This is a genomic window from Psychromonas sp. CNPT3, from assembly GCF_000153405.2.
In the GTDB taxonomy this organism is placed as follows: domain Bacteria; phylum Pseudomonadota; class Gammaproteobacteria; order Enterobacterales; family Psychromonadaceae; genus Psychromonas.
In genome coordinates this window covers 187,261-204,578 of the sequence record NC_020802.1, presented here as the reverse complement: position 1 = coordinate 204,578, position 17,318 = coordinate 187,261, and the positions used below count along the sequence as shown (strand labels likewise).

The window sequence follows — 17,318 nt, the reverse complement described above, 5'->3', positions numbered from 1 at the left end:
ATGCGACTATTACTCACAATATTACTCAGTAGCGCCTTATTAGCGTGTACCAGCCAACCGATGCCCCATGCACCCGAGATCCCAGTACAAGTATTAACGGATCAGTTTGCCTTAACACTACAAGGCAATACATTAAATACGCTCGACAAAAAAACATTACAGCAGTTTTTCTCCAAACGAGGCGACCCAAGTAATTTAAGAGTGCGTTTAACGTTACATACTCGTGCGGGCATGGCGCAAAAAAAACAACTCCAAAAACTCTTAAAAACATGGCGTATCACGGCAGATCAACTAGAGATATTCAGCGGGCCACAAGAAAAACAACAGGCATCAGCAGCAGATTTTACCTTTGTTGTTGAATCTTACCGCGCCTTAGCGCGGCACTGCCAAGCTCAAAAAGATGCCAGTATCATTCTCAATAATTTTAAACGAAATCCTAATTTTGGTTGTGCTAATAGTAATGCACTCGCGTTAATGATTGCCAACCCGAGAGAATTATTACGCAGTGCCACATTAGCACCGATGGAAGGCAGAAAAGCAGTCTCTATTATTGAGAGTTACTACAGCCAACCGACGCAACGACTCAATCAATCATCACCTATTTCGGGTGCGATGTCTGGATCCACAGGAAACTAATGATGCAAAAAAATGCCAATATAAGTACCTCTTCATTGTCTAATGCATCTTGTCTTTATGTGACAAAAGACGCGGATTTAGCCAGATTATTTTCATCTCATTTGAAAAGCATGGGGATAACGCAACACTTTCACTATCAAAATGATCCTCAAAATATACAAGATCATTGTGCGACATATGGACAACCATCCTTTTTAATCATGGATTTACGTGCCTTTAATGATATGGATGCAAAAAAATTAATCCGCCAACTCACTGCAACATTAAACCTACCTTTAATTGTAATGGGCGAAAATGACAGTATTAATTTTTATCGTGATTTATTAAAAATAGGGGTAACGGAGTATCTAACATTACCCTTACAAGCTGATTTGTTAAATGAAGCTATTCACCTTGTTTTAAATGCCAATACCGAAATTAGTGGCACCAATAAAAAACAACAAGGTCTACGTATCAGCGTTGCCAGTGCAAAAGGGGGCGCGGGTTGTAGTACTATCCTTAGTAACCTTGCTTGGCAATTAGCCGAAGATAAAAAACAGCAGGTTGCCTGTGCTGATTTGGATTTTGTGAGCGGGGATTTAGACTTACATTTTAATGTCAGTGCGAATAACCGTTTAATTGAAATGCTTCAATTTCCAGATCGCTTAGAGCCCCTGGTTTTTAAACGTAGCGCAATTAAAGTAACCGATAACTTGGTGCTATTTAGTGGCTATAGCCAACAACTCGAACAATCTTTCTGGCCGGGACTGTTAGCCTTTGATGAGATCTCTCTTTTTTGCCAAAAACAAGTGCATTATCTCCTCTGGGATATCCCCTCTTTTAGTTTACGCGACAGTCTTGGCTTTGAAGCACTGGCAAGTGCGGATGTTTGTTTAGTGGTAATGCAACCCACGTTATCTTCAATTCGTCATACTCAGCAATTATTAGATAAATTAAAAAACCGTGATAACTTGCGCATTATATTAGTTTTAAATCACACAAAACCTGAAAAATCATCTTTGATTTCAGCGATTGATGTTGCACAAACACTGGGTAAAAAACCCGATATTGAGATCCCATACTGCCCTGATGACATGCTGGCTTCAACCACACTTGGCGTACCCGCCTTTACGCGCCATAAAAAGTTACGCTTAGCCTTTAAACAATTACATGCCTTGATAGCAGGGAACAGCGTCAGCGCGCAGCCCTCTCTCTTGCAACAATGGCTAAGGAAAGCATAATGTTTGGACAGCCTTCTAACCCAAGCCACACGTTGCCCGTCGTCAACAATAACCCGCAGCAAGCCACGCGCGCGCCCGAAAACAAATCGGCAACAGATGTCGCGCGCCAGTTATCACGCTTTAGCTTGATCCAAAGTGAAGTAATGCAAGCAATTGAGCCTGCTGTGGTGATAAAACTATCACGAGAAGAGCTAGAAAAGCGCACTTTTGAAGCCGTCGGTGAGATTGCTTACCAACATCAATTTCCGATTGGCGCACAAGAGCAAAAAAAGATTAGCGATCAATTAGTTAATGAAATGCTCGGCTTGGGCCCCTTACAATGTTTACTCGATGATCCCGACGTCACCGATATTATGGTAAATGGACCTAATGAGGTTTTTATTGAAACCCATGGTAAATTAAAGCGCACTGATATTCGTTTTAGAAATGAAGATCACCTTCTAAATTTAGCACGCAGAATAGTCAGTGGCGTTGGCAGACGCATTGATGAAAGTAGTCCGATGGTTGATGCACGTTTAGCCGATGGGAGTCGCGTCAATATTTTGATCCCACCATTAGCGCTCAATGGCACCTGTATTTCTATTCGTAAATTCAGCGATAACAAGCATAGTTTGCAACAGTTAGCAGCCCTTGGCGCCATGTCAGATGAGATGGCATCATTACTTGATGTTATTGCACGTTGCCGCGTGAATGTTTTAATCTCCGGCGGGACTGGCGCAGGGAAAACCACACTGCTTAACGCTATCTCGTTTGGCATTTCACCCGATGAGCGCATTATTACCATTGAAGATGCAGCTGAATTAAAACTTATGCAACCCCATGTAGTCAGCATCGAAACACGTCCCAGCAATATGGAAGGCTTAGTGGCGATAGATCAATCTATCTTGCTTAAAAATGCATTACGTATGCGCCCCGATCGTATTATTTTAGGTGAGATCCGCGGCGCAGAAGCCTTTGATATGATGCAAGCAATGAATACAGGCCATGATGGCTCAATGTGTACACTGCATGCGAATAGCCCTATTGATGCCTTGATCCGTTTAGAAAACATGCTCCTGATGTCCGAAGCACAATTGCCTTTAACGGCCCTACGCAGACAAATTGCCAGTACCATTAATATTGTGATCCAAATTGAGCGCATGCGTGATGGTAAAAGACGTGTTGTAAATATCACCGAATTAGTCGGACTTGAAGGCGAGCAGTATTTAAGCCAAGACTTATTCCATTTTGAAAAGCAATCTCAAGATTTAGAAGGTAATATTTCTGGCCAATTTATCTGTAGTAAAACGTTACCGCGTTTTGCAGAAAAAGCCCATTACTACAATTTAACCAAGCAACTCAAAAGCGCGATGGGTATACACGCATGATCATTCTCGCAGCCCTGTTTGTTTTCTCTCTTTTTATACTGGTATCGGTATATTTAGGTTGGCAAGAATATCAACAATCGCATTGCGTCAAAAAACGTTTACGTCAATTATCCAAGCACACACAGGTGCGCGCAGACTCGCATCTGTTTCATTGGCAAAAAAAATTAAGTCCTTTGGCGCATTTATTCAAAAATATCAGTACGCGTATTGATGCTTTATTTGCACACAATCGGAAAAAACTGATCTTATCTCTTTTATTGATTTGCGGCGTGACTTGGTATTTCAGTGCCTCATTTAATATCTACAGTCGCTTGCTACTTTTAGTTGTTGTGCCTGTTATCGCTTTTTTGATCAGTTATTGGTTTATTCGCGCGCAACAAATAAAAGAATTTGAACATAGCTTCCCACAGGTCATTGAGCAAATTTCACGTGCAGTGGCTGCCGGAATTTCAGTGCCACAAGCCATTGCGCAAGTGCCTGAATATCAACAGGGCTTACTCGCGCATGAGTTTTCTTTATTACGTGATCGCTTAGAAATAGGGATAAGCCTTAAACAAGCATTACAACAAAGCACCTATCGACTCCCTTATTCAGGATTCCATTTTTTTAGTGTTGCACTGATTTTAAACCAAGAAAATGGCGGACAACTGCGTGAAGTGCTACACAGCTTAAGTCGCACTTTACATAACAATCATGCCATTAAAATGAAAATAAAAAGTTTAACTGCCGAGCCTCGCATGACAGCGTTAGTACTCGCATGCTTACCCTTATGTTTAATTAGCGTGATGTATTTCAAATCACCCGCCTCTTTTGCAGTGCTCACCGACACCCCCACCGGAAACGACGTTTTAATGTACGTTATCGGTAGCATGGCCTTAGGGTTAGGTATCATTAATGTATTAACCAAGGTAAGAGCACAATGACTGTATTGTTTATGGGTACCTTACTCTTTTTAAGCTTAGGGATCCTGAGCAGCATATTATGCTATCAGCTTGCCCATCAACGCGATCTGATTGTGCAAAGATTGAGTATTTTAAACCCTAACTTTTCACCAAAAAGCACCTCTTTGTTCGCGTTTTTACCCACTTTAAAAGTGAACAAAAAACTCAACATACAGCTACTACGGGCAGGCTTTAATAACGACAATGCAAGCCTCTATTTTCGCCTGTTTAAACTTGTTTTTATGTTGCTTTGCTTTGGAGCTTATCTTGGCTATAAACATTTTTCTTTAACCTCTTTAGTGCTTGCTGAAGCTGCCATTGTTGCAATGATAAGTGGCATGGTGTGTGAAAGATGGCTTATTGCTCGCGCTAAACGTATCACTTCAAATATTGCATTAGCAACACCTGACGCGCTTGATTTAATGGTTATTTGTGTAGAATCTGGGCTAACACTTGAAGCCATGTTTGGCCGTGTCGGCCAAGAAATGTATCAGATTTGCCCTGAGTTATCACGCCAATGGCTAATAACAGAAGTCGAGCTTCGTTTACTCGAACCACGCTCACGCGCATTAAAAAACTTAGCCAATCGCTGCGCTGTCGTAGAGATAGAAAATCTGGTGATCTCTTTATCACAAGCTGAAAAATACGGAGGATCTATTGCGCAAACGCTGCGTTTGATAGCAACAGATAGCCGTCAAAAACAATATCTATCGCTAGAAGAAAAAGTCGGAAAGATCCCCGCGAAAATGGCATTACCTTTAGTACTATTAGTCATGTTACCCGTCGTCGTGCTGATCGTTGCACCTACCTTTATTTCACTCTTAAGCACCTTGGGGGAACTATGATTTTAAAGCGCATTTCAAACACTCTGCTAAGCGTTGTATTTTGTTTTACGCTCTCTGCCTGCGTGAGCACGGACGCGCAGCAAAACAAAAAAATAGATGAACGCGATTTAGCGCGTATCTCCATAGAAGCCGGACATATCGATAAAGGTATTACCTTATATCGAGACCTATTATCTAAACAACCAGAAGATACTGACTTACTCTATTTGATCGGGCGTGCCTATAACCAAATGCCCGATGCACAACTTGCTTTACATTATTTAGATAAAGCCAGCGCCCTACTTAATGCCAAAAAAATCAGTGTTCCCGCCAAAATATTAGGAGAGCAAGGACGTGCTAAATTAGCGCTCCTTGAACGCGATAGCGCGTTATCGTTATTACAACAAGCGAGTAAAATAGATCCTAATGATGCGCTAGTGCAAAATAGCCTTGGGCTATGTTACGCCTTAGGAGACAAATTCACTTTAGCGCGTGGCGCCTTTATTAATGCGCTGGCGATAACGCCTGCGAACCTTCAATATCGCAATAATTTAGCATTAGCTTGGATCTTAGATAAACAGCCAGAAAAGGGGGTTGCGATGCTCTACCCCATTTACTTATCAGGGAAAAGCACAGTAAAAATACGCCAAAATTTGGCCTTAGCGTTTGCTATGCAAGGCAATCTTAAGGGCGCAAAGTCATTAGCCAGTAAAGACTTAAATAGTACGCAACTCAAAAAGAACATGCAGTTTTATCAACAATTTCAAAAAGGAGCAGATTTTGCGCCTATTACAACGCCCTAAAAAACTTCGATCGCAGCAATCGGGCGCTGCGACATTAGAGTTTGTTTTTACTTTTATCCCACTGTTTGTGATGTGTTTACTCATGCTTGAAATTTGCCGCTATATGATCACCAGTAGCGTGTTAGATGTCGCATTGAGTAATGCCACTCGCCAAGTGATCGTGACGCCCGTTAATAGTGATGTTTCTGCGCAGTTAAAGCAACTGATAGACGCTAAAAAATGGCCTTTAATTAACGCCAAAAACATCACGATCAACGCCCAATATTTTACTGATTTTAAAGCACTAGTGAAGCAACAAAGTGACAGCGTACACCATGGCCAAATCTACGCTAAATATATTTTGAGCTATTCCTATACGCCTTTATTACTGTCCTTTTCCGGCTTCTCTTTTTCAAAGTTAAGCTCTTTTAAACGTAGTATTTTGATAACCCATGAAAACTTTATTTAATTTATCTCATCAGCAGCGTGGCAGCAGTATTATTGCCCTACCGATAATAAGCCTGATCATTATCGTATTGATTTTATTTTGCGTTAAAATCAACGTCGCCCTGAGCCTCAAGGCAAAATTAGACAGGTTGTCCTATGCATTAACAAACATTGTCGTGAATGAACCCTTTAACCTCGACTTAGTCGGTAAAAACGACTGGATCCAGCAAGCTATGAGCGACGACCTATTACGTATTGCCGAAAACCAATTTGTAACACAAGGTAATGATCAAATAATAGTGGGTTTACAATTGGCGCAGTTAAAACGCTTACAAACAAATGGCGCAACCAAAGTGCGCGTGTTGCAAAGTGGCCCGTCCTGCCAACCCAATACGCGTTTAGCAGAGCTTAAAGCGTTAAGCCCCTTAGGTAATACCAAAGAGGTTAATAGTCAGAAATATGCAGATCTTTTTCAGGTGACAGTTTGCTTAAGCAACATGACCACCTTGGACCTGCCTTGGGGCGAAGTAGGCCTTGCTAAATTTAATGATAATTTCTATAAAAGTGCCTCACTTTTGATCGGGAGAGCGCTGTGAACTTAACAATCAAAGCGCAGCAAGGCAGTATTTCTATTGTCTTTATTTTCTTATTACCGGCCATGCTCGCCATGCTTGCGCTTAGTATACTCACCGCAATGTATCTACTGTCGGTAACCAGAGCAAGCCAGGCCTCGGATGTATCCTCTATTGCCTGTGCATATTCACAGCGCGCAAATGTATCGTTAACACAAGGTTTTGCGCAGTACTATAAACCCAACTTTATTTCTCATGTAAATGCACAAAGCACTTTTTTAAGTGGCCAAAAACAGTGCAAAATTCAGATTGGTTACGCATTTACCCCGTTACTCAAAGATCTACTGCCAGCAAGTAGCCAAAACAAAGTGCATGCCTCCGTTCAAATACAGTCCACTAGCACCTTGACCGTACACTCGGAGATAAAGCCCATGGATTTATCTTTAGTGCTGGATATCTCTGGCTCAATGTCGGGTCGAATAGGGTTGCTCAAACGTATTATTAATCAAGCGATACAAAATATTGAACAACAAAATACAAAAAACAATACCCAAATACGTTTTTCGATTGTGCCTTTTTCTTCGGGCGTGAGTATTAGCAACGCCCCTTGGCTTGCAAAATCAAAAGGTAAAGCGTTATGTGTTGATGCCATGAGTTATCCGGGTAATGTCCTTAATACTGCTCAAACCGTTGCCGATATTGATACTCATCCAAGTAAGCTCAATATAAGAGCTAAAGAGCCATTGTCCTTGATCAATGACTGTAATGTGTACTCCCTCCTTTTACCTTTAACAAATAATTTATCCAAAGTACGTAAACATGTCGACTCCCTCAGTATTTTAGGCTCTACCGCTTCTTATCAAGGCTTTATTTGGGGAGTACGCACCTTGTTGCCAAATTGGCAAAAAGCATGGAATTTACAACCAGAGACTTCCTCTTTACTAAGCCAACGTTTGATTTTATTTACCGATGGAGAAGACGATTCTCGTGATCAGTTTGACAAGTTAGTGCGCAGTGGCATGTGCCAACGCATTCAAGATGATTTTAATATTGATATCAGCTTTATTGGTTTTGGCCTTAGTCCACGTCGCCTAGATCAATTTAAAAAATGCATTGGTAGTAATGGTAAAGGCGTTGTTTATGACGCAAAAAATGGATCTGATTTAGAAAAATTCTTTGCAGAGGCCTTGTTGCTCGATACCAGCGCGCACTTATCTTTAAAAAATAATCGTTAACAATATTCGATGCTTAATATTGTATTTTCATTGCCGTTAAAATATACAGAGGTATATATGTTTTTCAGATCCATTTTTATTCTTTTCGCTTTTTTATCAAGCCCCGTGTTTGCCTATCAGGTTGGCGACACATTACCCCCTGCAACACAAAAACAGTTGCATTTAGATGACCAACAGGTGGCTATTGTTGATTTTTTTGCGCAGTGGTGCGTTTCATGTCGGGCTGAACTACCAGAGGTTAATACGCTAGCAGAGCAATTAAAAAATCGGGGTGTTCACTTTGTTGGTATCGATATCGATGATGACTTAGCGGTAGGCATCGCCTTTCAAAAAAGTTTGGGCCTCACCTTTGCGGTGATCAATGATACTAAGCAAATATTAGTAAACGACTTTCAACCTATTGGCATGCCTGCGATTTATTATATTTATCAAGGTAAAATATTAAAAATACGCTATGGTGCCATCGATAATATCCGCGACGTGATCTTAAACGATCTCAAAACATTAGGCCAAAATAAATGAACATGCATGCGCTTATAAAAGCATTGCCCTTGGTACTCACGTTATTATTACCTCCTTTTGCCAATGCACAATTCTCAATAGATCTTAGCAATCTGAATAATGACACGCTAAGCATTGTGCAAGGCACCGCTCCGCAGATAAGAATCAAACCTAAAAAGATCCAAAAAACAGATCCTCGTTATCAGATCTCGACAAAAAGGCTATTAGTGCCTCAGACACACGAATTGCAGGGATCCGTTGCCACTACGAAACGTATCTATTACCAGCAGTCTGAAAGTACCTCTTTTGCCACCTCTGCGCGGGCAATCACAAAGAGTCAAAACACATCTGCTAAGCCGATTGTATTTAATTTCGTAGAGCCTCATATTAAAAATAAAGAAATACAAGCAGAAAAACCCTCAAAATTGGCCTTTATTGAGCGCTGGCTCGGCATTAAAAAAGTACAGGCTTGGGAAAAAGGGGTACTGGCCAAAAAAGAGATGAAACCTGGTGGCCTGGCCCCTGAATTTGGAATATTTTCTAATAAAGTTTTTTCTTACAAGCAAAGCTCTTTAGGTGGCAATGGCGTTTCAGGTGGTGGCTGTGGTTGCAATTAACCTCATAAACACCGTCACCTAACCATGCACTTATTAAAAATACAGGTTAACAAATAATTAATGAACAAGGACGTAACGAGTAAAATGAGTAAAAAATTAACCTTAACTCTGCTAGGTAGTGTTGTTATCAGCGCTATCGCTGTTGTGCCTAGCGCATCTGGCGCTGATCATATTTCTTTACATTACATGAATTTTGAAGAATACGACGACAAAATAAATGCCGCAGATAATATTCTTTCGATAGAAAAAAACTTCGGGCTCAATTGGACATTAAATGCAGAGCTAGGCTATGACAGCGTCTCTGGGGCATCTCCTTCTTGGGGGCCGACGACGCCGGTATCGAGTAATGTAGAGCGCATAGATCGCGCCCTACAAACAAGAAAAGCACAAGCCAAAACCGATGCGGTGATCCGGGCGGGTTATGATCCCTATCGTAGTGGTTATGCCATTCAACGCTATGAACTCGAAGATACTCGTTATTCTGGTAGTTTAAATTTAACTTATCGCGATACGCTACGTAATGAATGGTCACTTGGTATTAATTACTCACAAGAAGACGATTACCAAAGCAAAGGCATTAATGCGCAAGCTTTAATTTATGCCGATAGTAGTAAAAATCGCTCTTACACGTTTGCAGGCTCCTTACTTTTTGATAATACCCTTGCCTTCCAAAAATATTCTGAGTTTAAAAATATTCAACAATGGGAAAGCGTTTTTAAAGGTGAAGCAGAAGTTGGATTGTCACAGGTTTTTACGCCTCATTTCTATGCGACCGCCACTTTATACGGTGGCTATAAAGGTGGCTATTTAAGTAATCATTATCTGACAGTATTGCGCGAAGTAGATATTAATAATAATGCCATCATTGAGAATGATGAAATATTTTTAGGTCAAGATACACGCCCAGATGCACGTTTATTCGGTGGATTTTCAGTACGAGGTTTTTACTACTTAAATAATTACCTGTCTGTGCAACCGAGTTATAAATTTTTTATGGATGACTGGGGCATTGTCGCTCATCAAATGGGCGCCAAAGTAAATATTAATATCACCTCATGGCTGAGCATTATTCCTGGTTATACTTGGTACAACCAGCAAGGTGCTAACTTTTACCGCGATGTAAATGCCTCAAATAATGCCTTTAGTGAGTCTGGATATGCATCTTCTGATTTCCGTTTAGGTGATTTTAGCGCTAATGGTTATGAGCTAGGCATTAGCCTAAAAGTGGCAAAAAAATGGCGAATAAATGCTTTAAGCGCCTACTACGAACAAAGCAATGGTTATGCGAACCAATGGTGGATCCTGGGCGCTACTTATGAGTTTTAATACGCAGTACAAATATCATTTTAATGCGATGAGCGTGCCTTGCGAGATAATTTTATATGCTCCCAAGGCACAAAAGATTGCCCATGATATTCAAGTAAATACTCTGCGCTTAGAAAAAAAATATAACTTTCATCAGCCATCTTCATGGTTAAATAAAATGCTCAACCAGCGTAATGGAAGCAGTCTAAAAGTGGATAGCGAATGCGCTAAAATATTAACGCGTGTTCGCCACTTATCACAACTGACGGATCAGGTTTTTGATATTTGCATTGGCACCTTAAAAGATTTTAATTTAAAAAACAAACACTTAACACGCAGTGAACTCTACTTGCTAGCAGCACCTTTTATGGGCCTATCATGCTGGGAGATTAATCAACTCACCTTAACCTTTAAATTCCCTCAAACCAAATTTGACTTAGGGGGCGTGATCAAAGAATACGCCATTGATGAGGCGATTAAAATTGCAAAGCAAGCTGGCGCTAGCGGTGCATTAATTAATTTTGGAGGTGATATTGCGACCTTAGGATGCAAAGACAATGGCAAAGATTTTATTGTAGCGGTTATTGACCCGAGCAACCCTCAAAAAACACGTTTTGCATTGCCACTCAAAAACCAAGCATTAACCACCTCGGCGCATTATCAACGTCATTATCAATTTAACGATGAGCAGACCTCGCATATATTGTCTAGTAAGGGCACTCACAAACAAGTAATTTCAGCCTCTGTGGTCGCCAATAGCGCCTTAGAAGCCGGTATTTATAGCACCGCTCTTACCATCAAACCCGATATAACATTACCCGATAATGCAGCCTTTGTTTTAATCGATCCCTCTTTAAATCTACATCAAAATACTGAGTTTATTAGTTTATGAAATTTTTTATCCGCCTATTTATTTGTCTATACAGCGCCATTAGTTACGTACAAGCAGAGTCCTCTTTTTTATCCGTTGAGCAAGCTTTTGCAATGCACAGCAGCATTGAAAATAATGAATTACATATTAAATTTGATACCGCTTCCGGTTATTATTTATATAAAAAAAGACTTTCAATACAAAGCACATCCGACACCTTAATGCTCGGTGAACACATTTATTCAGAGCCGGCGACTCCAAAAGAAGATTTGACCTATGGTAAGGTTAATATCTACGCAAAACCTTTTTCTATTCGCATTGCTTTTACAGGTCAAGGACAGGTTAAATTACGTTACCAAGGTTGCTCTGACGCGGGTTTATGCTACTTACCACAAAGCCGAAACATTGATGTTCAAACTATCACCTCTCGCGCTAATATCGCCATTTTAAATGCAGATAGCCCGCAAAACATCCTCTCTTCACCCTTAAAAAATGATGCTACCGGTTTATCTCTTTTATTAGAAGAAAGTAATATTTGGCAGGCTTTATTACTCTTCTTTGTGCTAGGTTTAGGGCTTGCATTGACACCCTGCGTTCTGCCTATGATCCCTATTTTAGCCTCTATTTTAGGTGGCCAAAAAGGTAAAATGAGTGGCTGGCGCGGTTTTAAAATCGCCTTAGCTTATGTTTTAGGTATGGCAACAAGCTATGCGTGCGCGGGCATCCTCACGGCGACATTGGGTCAAAGCATGAATTTACAAGCAGCAATGCAACAAACGTGGGTGCTTTGCCTGTTTGCCCTTATCTTTGTCGGCCTTGCCTTAGCCATGTTTGGTGTTTATGAGTTACAACTCCCCGCTCGCCTGCAAACTTACTTAAATAGTCGCTCCCAAAAAATAAAGGGTGGCACTACTATCAGCATCTTTATCATGGGCGCACTGGCGGCCTTAGTGGTCTCTCCTTGTGTTTCAGCACCTTTAGCGGGCGCTTTACTGTATGTATCAAGTACCCAAGATTGGATGTTTGGTGGGTTGGCCTTATTTACAATGGCACTGGGGATGGGCATACCGCTTTTGATCATCGGCACCACGGGTGGGAAATTCTTACCTAAAAATGGTCCTTGGATGGTTGCGGTCAAACAACTCTTTGGCGTAATGTTACTGGCGGTTGGCATTGTATTAGTCAGTCGTTTTAGTAGCGACGTCGTGATCTTATCTTTATGGGCGGCACTTACTCTCACGCTTGCAATACACTATGGCGCATTAGAAAACGCCATAAATGCTCGTCAACGCTTACGTAAAGCAGGTGCGTTTGTGCTTCTCTTATATGGGATAGCACTGTTTTGTGGGGCAATGACAGGCGCACATGATCCTTTAGATCCGTTACAAAACATATACCACAAAGACGACATGCCAAGTTTCGTTACAACACCTAACAAGCCCCTTTTTACTAAAGTGAGTACCTTGATTGAAATTCAAGAAAATATAAAAAAAGCACAACTCAACAAACAAATCACGATCCTCGATATTTCTGCTGATTGGTGCGCATCATGTAAAGTAATGGATAAAACAGTCTTTCAAGATCTCGACGTCCGCGCCGCCTTTACTGCTTTTAACGCCCTGCAATTTGATATTAGCAAACCAACAGATGCGCAAAGTAAATGGCTTGATAATAAGCAAATTTTCGGACCTCCCGCCATTTTGTTTTTAGATAAAGACGGCAAAGAGTTACGTCATTTACGCTTATTAGGTGAAATAGATAAAACACAATTATTAGATGCGTTACAGCGAATCAAAACGTTAGCTTGATCCGATAAGTTCAAGGCGCCTTGCACTGCTATCCATGCGCGCATCGAAGGCGAATATTGAACTAACAGAATGATAAAAGGGGCGCTTACGCCCCTTCTCTTCAATTTTAATCCCCGGCACTCTTTGCTATACTAAATCATTGCAAGAGAGGTCACTATGTCAGATAAAAAAATCCGTTTAGATAAATGGTTATGGGCAGCGCGTTTCTATAAAACACGAAGTATTGCCCGCGATATGATCAATGGTGGTAAAGTCCATTATAATGGTCAGCGCGCTAAGGCCAGTAAAACAATTGAACTAGGCGCAACCCTTAACATCCGTCAGGGAGATGTCATTAAACAGGTGAAAATTGAACAACTATCGGAGCAACGCAGAGGCGCACCTATTGCGGCATTGTTATACACAGAAACCGCTGAAAGTATTAAAAAGCGTGATGCCTATAATGAATTACGACGATTAAGTTTACAAAATGCACCACACCCTGACAAAAAACCCAACAAAAAACAACGCAGAGAGTTGATACAAGCTAAAATTCAACGTAACACTGCGATATTTGATTAAGAAGAGATATTATGAAAGACCAACTACAACGTTTTCTATTTGAAGATTTTCAAATTCGAGGTGAGATTGCCAATGCAGATAGCAGTTTTAGTGAAATAACGGCAAATCACAATTACACGGAAGAAGTCAGCAATTTAATGGGCGAATTATTGATCGCGACGACGTTACTCACCGCGATGTTAAAATTTGAAGGTAAAATAACGGTGCAGTTACAGGGTGATGGCCCGGTGAAAATGGCAGTTATTAATGCCAATCAAAACTTAGTGCTACGCGGGACTGCCTCGGTTGATGGTGACACCAAAGGCTTATCTTTTGAGCAGTTAGTCGGAAAAGGGCATTTAATGATATCTATCGCACCTGAAAATGGTGAACGTTATCAAGGTATTGTGGCACTCGATCACAAATCGTTAAGCGCCTGTCTCGAAAATTATTTTAAGCAATCAGAACAATTACCAACACGTATTATTTTGCATGCCAATAGTAAAGATAAAATGCAATGTGCAGGGCTATTATTACAAACCTTACCCGCAAAAGACGCTGATATAGAAAAGCATGAAAATAACTTTCAACATGTTTGCGCGTTAGCACATACGCTAAAAGCACAAGAAATTTATGATTTAGAGCATGATGAATTATTATTTAGATTATACCATCAAGAAGAAGTACGTTTGTTTGATGAACAAGCGATCACTTACCAATGCTCATGCTCAACAGAGCGTTGCCTCTCTTCATTGGCATCTATCCAGCCTGAAGAGATTTTAGAAATATTAAAAGAGCGCGGTGCCATTGAAATGCACTGTGAATATTGCGCCACAGATTATCGTTTTGAAATAAATGATTTACAAGTTTTATTGGTAGACACACACAACCAACAACATTAATTCAAAAAAACGTTATCGCTTTTAACAAGGTGATAACGCCCTTCTTTCGCTAATCTCCCCCTCAGCCAGTGACATACACAAAGTTTTTACAAATACGTTACATTTACGTCTATTTTTTATACCAATATTATGACTTAGATCTCACCCTTTTGCCGCGGTTTCTCCTACTCTGGAGGGATGAAATTTCATTTTCTATTTTTAGACTTAGAAGGTGTCATTACAAGCCCAAAAAAGGAGATCAGTATGACGAAAACAACCACATTAGGTGCCGATGCTTTAGCTCAGTATGGTATTAAAGATATTTCGAATATTATATACAATCCCAGTTATGACACACTTTTTGCTGAAGAGATGGATCCTAAGTTAAGCGGTTTTGAAAAAGGTATTCTAACCGACCAAGGTGCTATTGCTGTCGATACGGGTATCTTTACCGGGCGATCTCCAAAAGATAAATATATTTTAAAAGATGACACCACGCGCGATACTATTTGGTGGAGCGATCAGGGTAAAAATGATAATCATCCGATTGATCAAAATATATGGACACATTTTAAAGATCTTGTAACAACTGAACTGTCAAATAAACGTTTATTTGTCGTCGACGCCTATTGTGGAAGCAATGTAAATTCACGCTTGAAAGTGCGTTTTGTCATGGAAGTTGCATGGCAGGCACATTTTGTTAAAAACATGTTTATTCGCCCAACTGAAGAAGAGTTAATTGATTTTGAACCTGATTTTGTTCTCCTTAATGGATCGAAAGCCAGTAACCCAGACTGGCAAGCACAAGGCCTAAACTCTGAAAATTTCGTCGCTTTTAACCTAACCGATAACCTTCTCGTTATTGGTGGGACATGGTATGGCGGAGAAATGAAAAAAGGTTTGTTCGCCGTAATGAATTACCTCCTGCCATTACGAGGCATGGCATCGATGCATTGCTCTGCAAATATGAATGAGCAAGGTGATACGGCCATCTTTTTTGGTTTGTCGGGTACCGGTAAAACCACATTATCAACCGATCCTAAGCGCGCTTTAATTGGCGATGATGAACATGGTTGGGATAATGCAGGGGTGTTTAATTTTGAGGGTGGCTGTTACGCGAAAACAATCCGTTTAAATGCGCAGGCTGAGCCCGATATTTACGGCGCCATCCGTCGTGATGCCTTACTTGAAAATGTCATGATTAATGATGATGCACAAGTACAATACGATGATGCCACTAAAACTGAAAATTCTCGTGTGTCCTATCCTATTTACCATATCGATAATATCGTAAAACCACATTCAAAAGGCGGGCACGCTAAAAAAGTTATCTTTTTAACCGCCGACGCTTTTGGCGTTTTACCACCGGTTTCAAAACTCACAAAAGCACAAACGCAATACCATTTTCTTTCTGGCTTTACCGCAAAGCTTGCCGGCACAGAGCGTGGCATAACAGAGCCAACTCCCACCTTCTCAGCGTGTTTTGGCGCTGCGTTTTTAACCTTACATCCAACACAATATGCGGAGCAGTTAGACAAACGCATGCAAGCGTGTGACGCGCAAGCCTATCTTGTCAATACTGGCTGGAACGGCACTGGGAAGCGTATTTCAATTCATGATACGCGCGCTATTATTGATGCAATTTTAGATGGATCGATAGAAGATGCGCAGTGCATACAAATCCCTTTGTTTGATTTATGTGTGCCAACAGCGCTACCGGGTGTAGACAGTCAGATTTTAGATCCTCGAGATACTTATGAGAACGTCATTGAGTGGGATACCAAGGCAGAACACTTAGCAAAATTGTTTATTGAAAATTTTGTTCAATATACAGATAAAGAAAAAGGTAAAGCATTACTCAGTGCGGGTCCGACATTACCTACATAGTGGTCTAATATCAATGCGAGTGGGGCAATTTATCCGCGCCCTACTCGCATCGTTAACCACAAGTCATAGCAAACAGAATACGCGCTCATCATTTAAAAAATAAATATTAAAAGCGTAGGGATAATTTCACAAGTAAGACGGATCATTTTTTAGTTCCTTTGTTATAAGTACACAAGAAAACAGATCCTGCCAATAGCCAAGCATCGATTGCATCCATGACTCAACTGTAGAGATAGGTGAAAATGCACAATAAAAAAAATCATATTATCAATATTGCATTTAATTTGTTTTACCAAAAAGGTATCCATGCGGTGGGTATTAATGAAATTATTAAAACCGCCAATATTGCAAAAAAAACGTTATACAATCATTTTGTCAGTAAAGATGCTTTGATCCTCGAAACGTTACTATATCGCGATAATTTAGAGTTTGAGATTATTGAGCAAAAATTACAACAAGCAGAAACAGGAAAAGACGCTCTCCTAATGTTCTTTGAGCTTCTTGATGATGCTATCAACGACCGAGAGTCCCTATTAGGCCCTTTTAGAGGAGACTACTTTCAAAATAGTTGCGCTGAATATGGGCAAACAAACGTTGCTCTTTATCAATTATGCCAAGCGCACAAAGAAAAGATAAAAAAACTATTAAGTCTGCATATTAATAGTTTTGAGCCCCAAGCAGAGAAACAAACTCTCCTGCTCAATACCTTATTCTTATTACGTGAAGGCGCGCTTAATAGCGCTTTGCTACTCGGTAATAATAAGAGTGCGTTAGAAGCTATCACCTGCATTGAATTTTTATTACGTTTTAAACGTTAGCGCTTATACCTAACACCACGTACAAGGCCTAAAAATAAACTTATCTGCAGCGTTATTCCCATAAAA

General features: G+C 40.5%; 18 protein-coding genes. All 18 read left to right on the top strand.

The window, feature by feature from the left end:
- The 18 genes from PCNPT3_RS13465 to PCNPT3_RS00865 all read left to right on the top strand — a co-directional run bounded on the left by PCNPT3_RS13465 (position 1) and on the right by PCNPT3_RS00865 (position 17,252).
- Positions 1-636, top strand: a complete 636-nt coding sequence (locus tag PCNPT3_RS13465; protein ID WP_015463996.1) for a CpaD family pilus assembly lipoprotein — start codon at positions 1-3, stop codon at positions 634-636.
- Positions 636-1,856: a MinD/ParA family protein gene (locus PCNPT3_RS00945; RefSeq protein ID WP_015463995.1), complete on the top strand. Its 1,221-nt coding sequence runs from the start codon at positions 636-638 to the stop codon at positions 1,854-1,856. Before PCNPT3_RS13465 ends, PCNPT3_RS00945 begins: the two co-directional genes overlap by 1 nt.
- Entirely contained in the window at positions 1,856-3,223 is a 1,368-nt protein-coding gene (locus tag PCNPT3_RS00940) for a CpaF family protein (RefSeq protein ID WP_015463994.1), read from the top strand. Before PCNPT3_RS00945 ends, PCNPT3_RS00940 begins: the two co-directional genes overlap by 1 nt.
- Complete coding sequence (locus PCNPT3_RS00935; RefSeq protein ID WP_015463993.1) at positions 3,220-4,146, top strand: type II secretion system F family protein; 927 nt, start codon at positions 3,220-3,222, stop codon at positions 4,144-4,146. Before PCNPT3_RS00940 ends, PCNPT3_RS00935 begins: the two co-directional genes overlap by 4 nt.
- Entirely contained in the window at positions 4,143-5,009 is an 867-nt protein-coding gene (locus tag PCNPT3_RS00930) for a type II secretion system F family protein (protein ID WP_015463992.1), read from the top strand. The genes PCNPT3_RS00935 and PCNPT3_RS00930 overlap by 4 nt, the downstream gene beginning before the upstream one ends.
- A complete protein-coding gene (locus PCNPT3_RS00925) occupies positions 5,006-5,791 on the top strand; it encodes a tetratricopeptide repeat protein (protein ID WP_015463991.1) in 786 nt (261 codons plus the stop codon). Before PCNPT3_RS00930 ends, PCNPT3_RS00925 begins: the two co-directional genes overlap by 4 nt.
- A complete protein-coding gene (locus PCNPT3_RS00920) occupies positions 5,769-6,239 on the top strand; it encodes a TadE/TadG family type IV pilus assembly protein (RefSeq protein ID WP_015463990.1) in 471 nt (156 codons plus the stop codon). The genes PCNPT3_RS00925 and PCNPT3_RS00920 overlap by 23 nt, the downstream gene beginning before the upstream one ends.
- Positions 6,223-6,813 (top strand): tight adherence pilus pseudopilin TadF, encoded by a 591-nt coding sequence (tadF, locus tag PCNPT3_RS00915; protein WP_015463989.1) that lies wholly within the window; start codon positions 6,223-6,225, stop codon positions 6,811-6,813. Before PCNPT3_RS00920 ends, tadF begins: the two co-directional genes overlap by 17 nt.
- Entirely contained in the window at positions 6,810-8,024 is a 1,215-nt protein-coding gene (locus PCNPT3_RS00910) for a VWA domain-containing protein (RefSeq protein ID WP_015463988.1), read from the top strand. The genes tadF and PCNPT3_RS00910 overlap by 4 nt, the downstream gene beginning before the upstream one ends.
- A gap of 57 nt (positions 8,025-8,081) precedes the next feature.
- Positions 8,082-8,546, top strand: coding sequence for a TlpA family protein disulfide reductase (locus tag PCNPT3_RS00905; protein WP_015463987.1), 465 nt, complete (start codon positions 8,082-8,084; stop codon positions 8,544-8,546).
- The gene (locus PCNPT3_RS00900; RefSeq protein WP_015463986.1) at positions 8,543-9,142 is read left to right on the top strand and encodes a DUF4266 domain-containing protein; all 600 of its coding nucleotides are present in this window, start codon (positions 8,543-8,545) and stop codon (positions 9,140-9,142) included. The genes PCNPT3_RS00905 and PCNPT3_RS00900 overlap by 4 nt, the downstream gene beginning before the upstream one ends.
- Positions 9,143-9,226: 84 nt before the next feature.
- Entirely contained in the window at positions 9,227-10,468 is a 1,242-nt protein-coding gene (locus PCNPT3_RS00895) for a DUF3570 domain-containing protein (RefSeq protein WP_015463985.1), read from the top strand.
- Complete coding sequence (locus PCNPT3_RS00890) at positions 10,458-11,339, top strand: FAD:protein FMN transferase (protein ID WP_015463984.1); 882 nt, start codon at positions 10,458-10,460, stop codon at positions 11,337-11,339. Before PCNPT3_RS00895 ends, PCNPT3_RS00890 begins: the two co-directional genes overlap by 11 nt.
- Complete coding sequence (gene dsbD / locus PCNPT3_RS00885) at positions 11,336-13,126, top strand: protein-disulfide reductase DsbD (protein WP_015463983.1); 1,791 nt, start codon at positions 11,336-11,338, stop codon at positions 13,124-13,126. Before PCNPT3_RS00890 ends, dsbD begins: the two co-directional genes overlap by 4 nt.
- A 156-nt stretch (positions 13,127-13,282) precedes the next feature.
- The gene (gene hslR / locus PCNPT3_RS00880) at positions 13,283-13,687 is read left to right on the top strand and encodes a ribosome-associated heat shock protein Hsp15 (RefSeq protein WP_015463982.1); all 405 of its coding nucleotides are present in this window, start codon (positions 13,283-13,285) and stop codon (positions 13,685-13,687) included.
- Positions 13,688-13,695: 8 nt separating this feature from the next.
- Positions 13,696-14,568, top strand: coding sequence for an Hsp33 family molecular chaperone HslO (gene hslO, locus PCNPT3_RS00875; protein ID WP_041771232.1), 873 nt, complete (start codon positions 13,696-13,698; stop codon positions 14,566-14,568).
- Positions 14,569-14,811: 243 nt separating this feature from the next.
- Positions 14,812-16,434 (top strand): phosphoenolpyruvate carboxykinase (ATP), encoded by a 1,623-nt coding sequence (pckA, locus tag PCNPT3_RS00870; protein ID WP_015463980.1) that lies wholly within the window; start codon positions 14,812-14,814, stop codon positions 16,432-16,434.
- A gap of 242 nt (positions 16,435-16,676) precedes the next feature.
- The gene (locus PCNPT3_RS00865) at positions 16,677-17,252 is read left to right on the top strand and encodes a TetR/AcrR family transcriptional regulator (protein WP_015463979.1); all 576 of its coding nucleotides are present in this window, start codon (positions 16,677-16,679) and stop codon (positions 17,250-17,252) included.
- The last annotated feature ends 66 nt before the right edge of the window (positions 17,253-17,318 follow it).

Bases quoted from the DNA above. Each gene is read 5' to 3' on its own strand.
- PCNPT3_RS13465 (WP_015463996.1), top strand. From the start codon at position 1: ATGCGACTATTACTCACAATATTACTCAGTAGCGCCTTATTAGCGTGT.
- PCNPT3_RS00945 (WP_015463995.1), top strand. From the start codon at position 636: ATGATGCAAAAAAATGCCAATATAAGTACCTCTTCATTGTCTAATGCA.
- PCNPT3_RS00940 (WP_015463994.1), top strand. From the start codon at position 1,856: ATGTTTGGACAGCCTTCTAACCCAAGCCACACGTTGCCCGTCGTCAAC.
- PCNPT3_RS00935 (WP_015463993.1), top strand. From the start codon at position 3,220: ATGATCATTCTCGCAGCCCTGTTTGTTTTCTCTCTTTTTATACTGGTA.
- PCNPT3_RS00930 (WP_015463992.1), top strand. From the start codon at position 4,143: ATGACTGTATTGTTTATGGGTACCTTACTCTTTTTAAGCTTAGGGATC.
- PCNPT3_RS00925 (WP_015463991.1), top strand. From the start codon at position 5,006: ATGATTTTAAAGCGCATTTCAAACACTCTGCTAAGCGTTGTATTTTGT.
- tadF (WP_015463989.1), top strand. From the start codon at position 6,223: ATGAAAACTTTATTTAATTTATCTCATCAGCAGCGTGGCAGCAGTATT.
- PCNPT3_RS00905 (WP_015463987.1), top strand. From the start codon at position 8,082: ATGTTTTTCAGATCCATTTTTATTCTTTTCGCTTTTTTATCAAGCCCC.
- PCNPT3_RS00900 (WP_015463986.1), top strand. From the start codon at position 8,543: ATGAACATGCATGCGCTTATAAAAGCATTGCCCTTGGTACTCACGTTA.
- PCNPT3_RS00895 (WP_015463985.1), top strand. From the start codon at position 9,227: ATGAGTAAAAAATTAACCTTAACTCTGCTAGGTAGTGTTGTTATCAGC.
- PCNPT3_RS00890 (WP_015463984.1), top strand. From the start codon at position 10,458: ATGAGTTTTAATACGCAGTACAAATATCATTTTAATGCGATGAGCGTG.
- dsbD (WP_015463983.1), top strand. From the start codon at position 11,336: ATGAAATTTTTTATCCGCCTATTTATTTGTCTATACAGCGCCATTAGT.
- hslR (WP_015463982.1), top strand. From the start codon at position 13,283: ATGTCAGATAAAAAAATCCGTTTAGATAAATGGTTATGGGCAGCGCGT.
- pckA (WP_015463980.1), top strand. From the start codon at position 14,812: ATGACGAAAACAACCACATTAGGTGCCGATGCTTTAGCTCAGTATGGT.
- PCNPT3_RS00865 (WP_015463979.1), top strand. From the start codon at position 16,677: ATGCACAATAAAAAAAATCATATTATCAATATTGCATTTAATTTGTTT.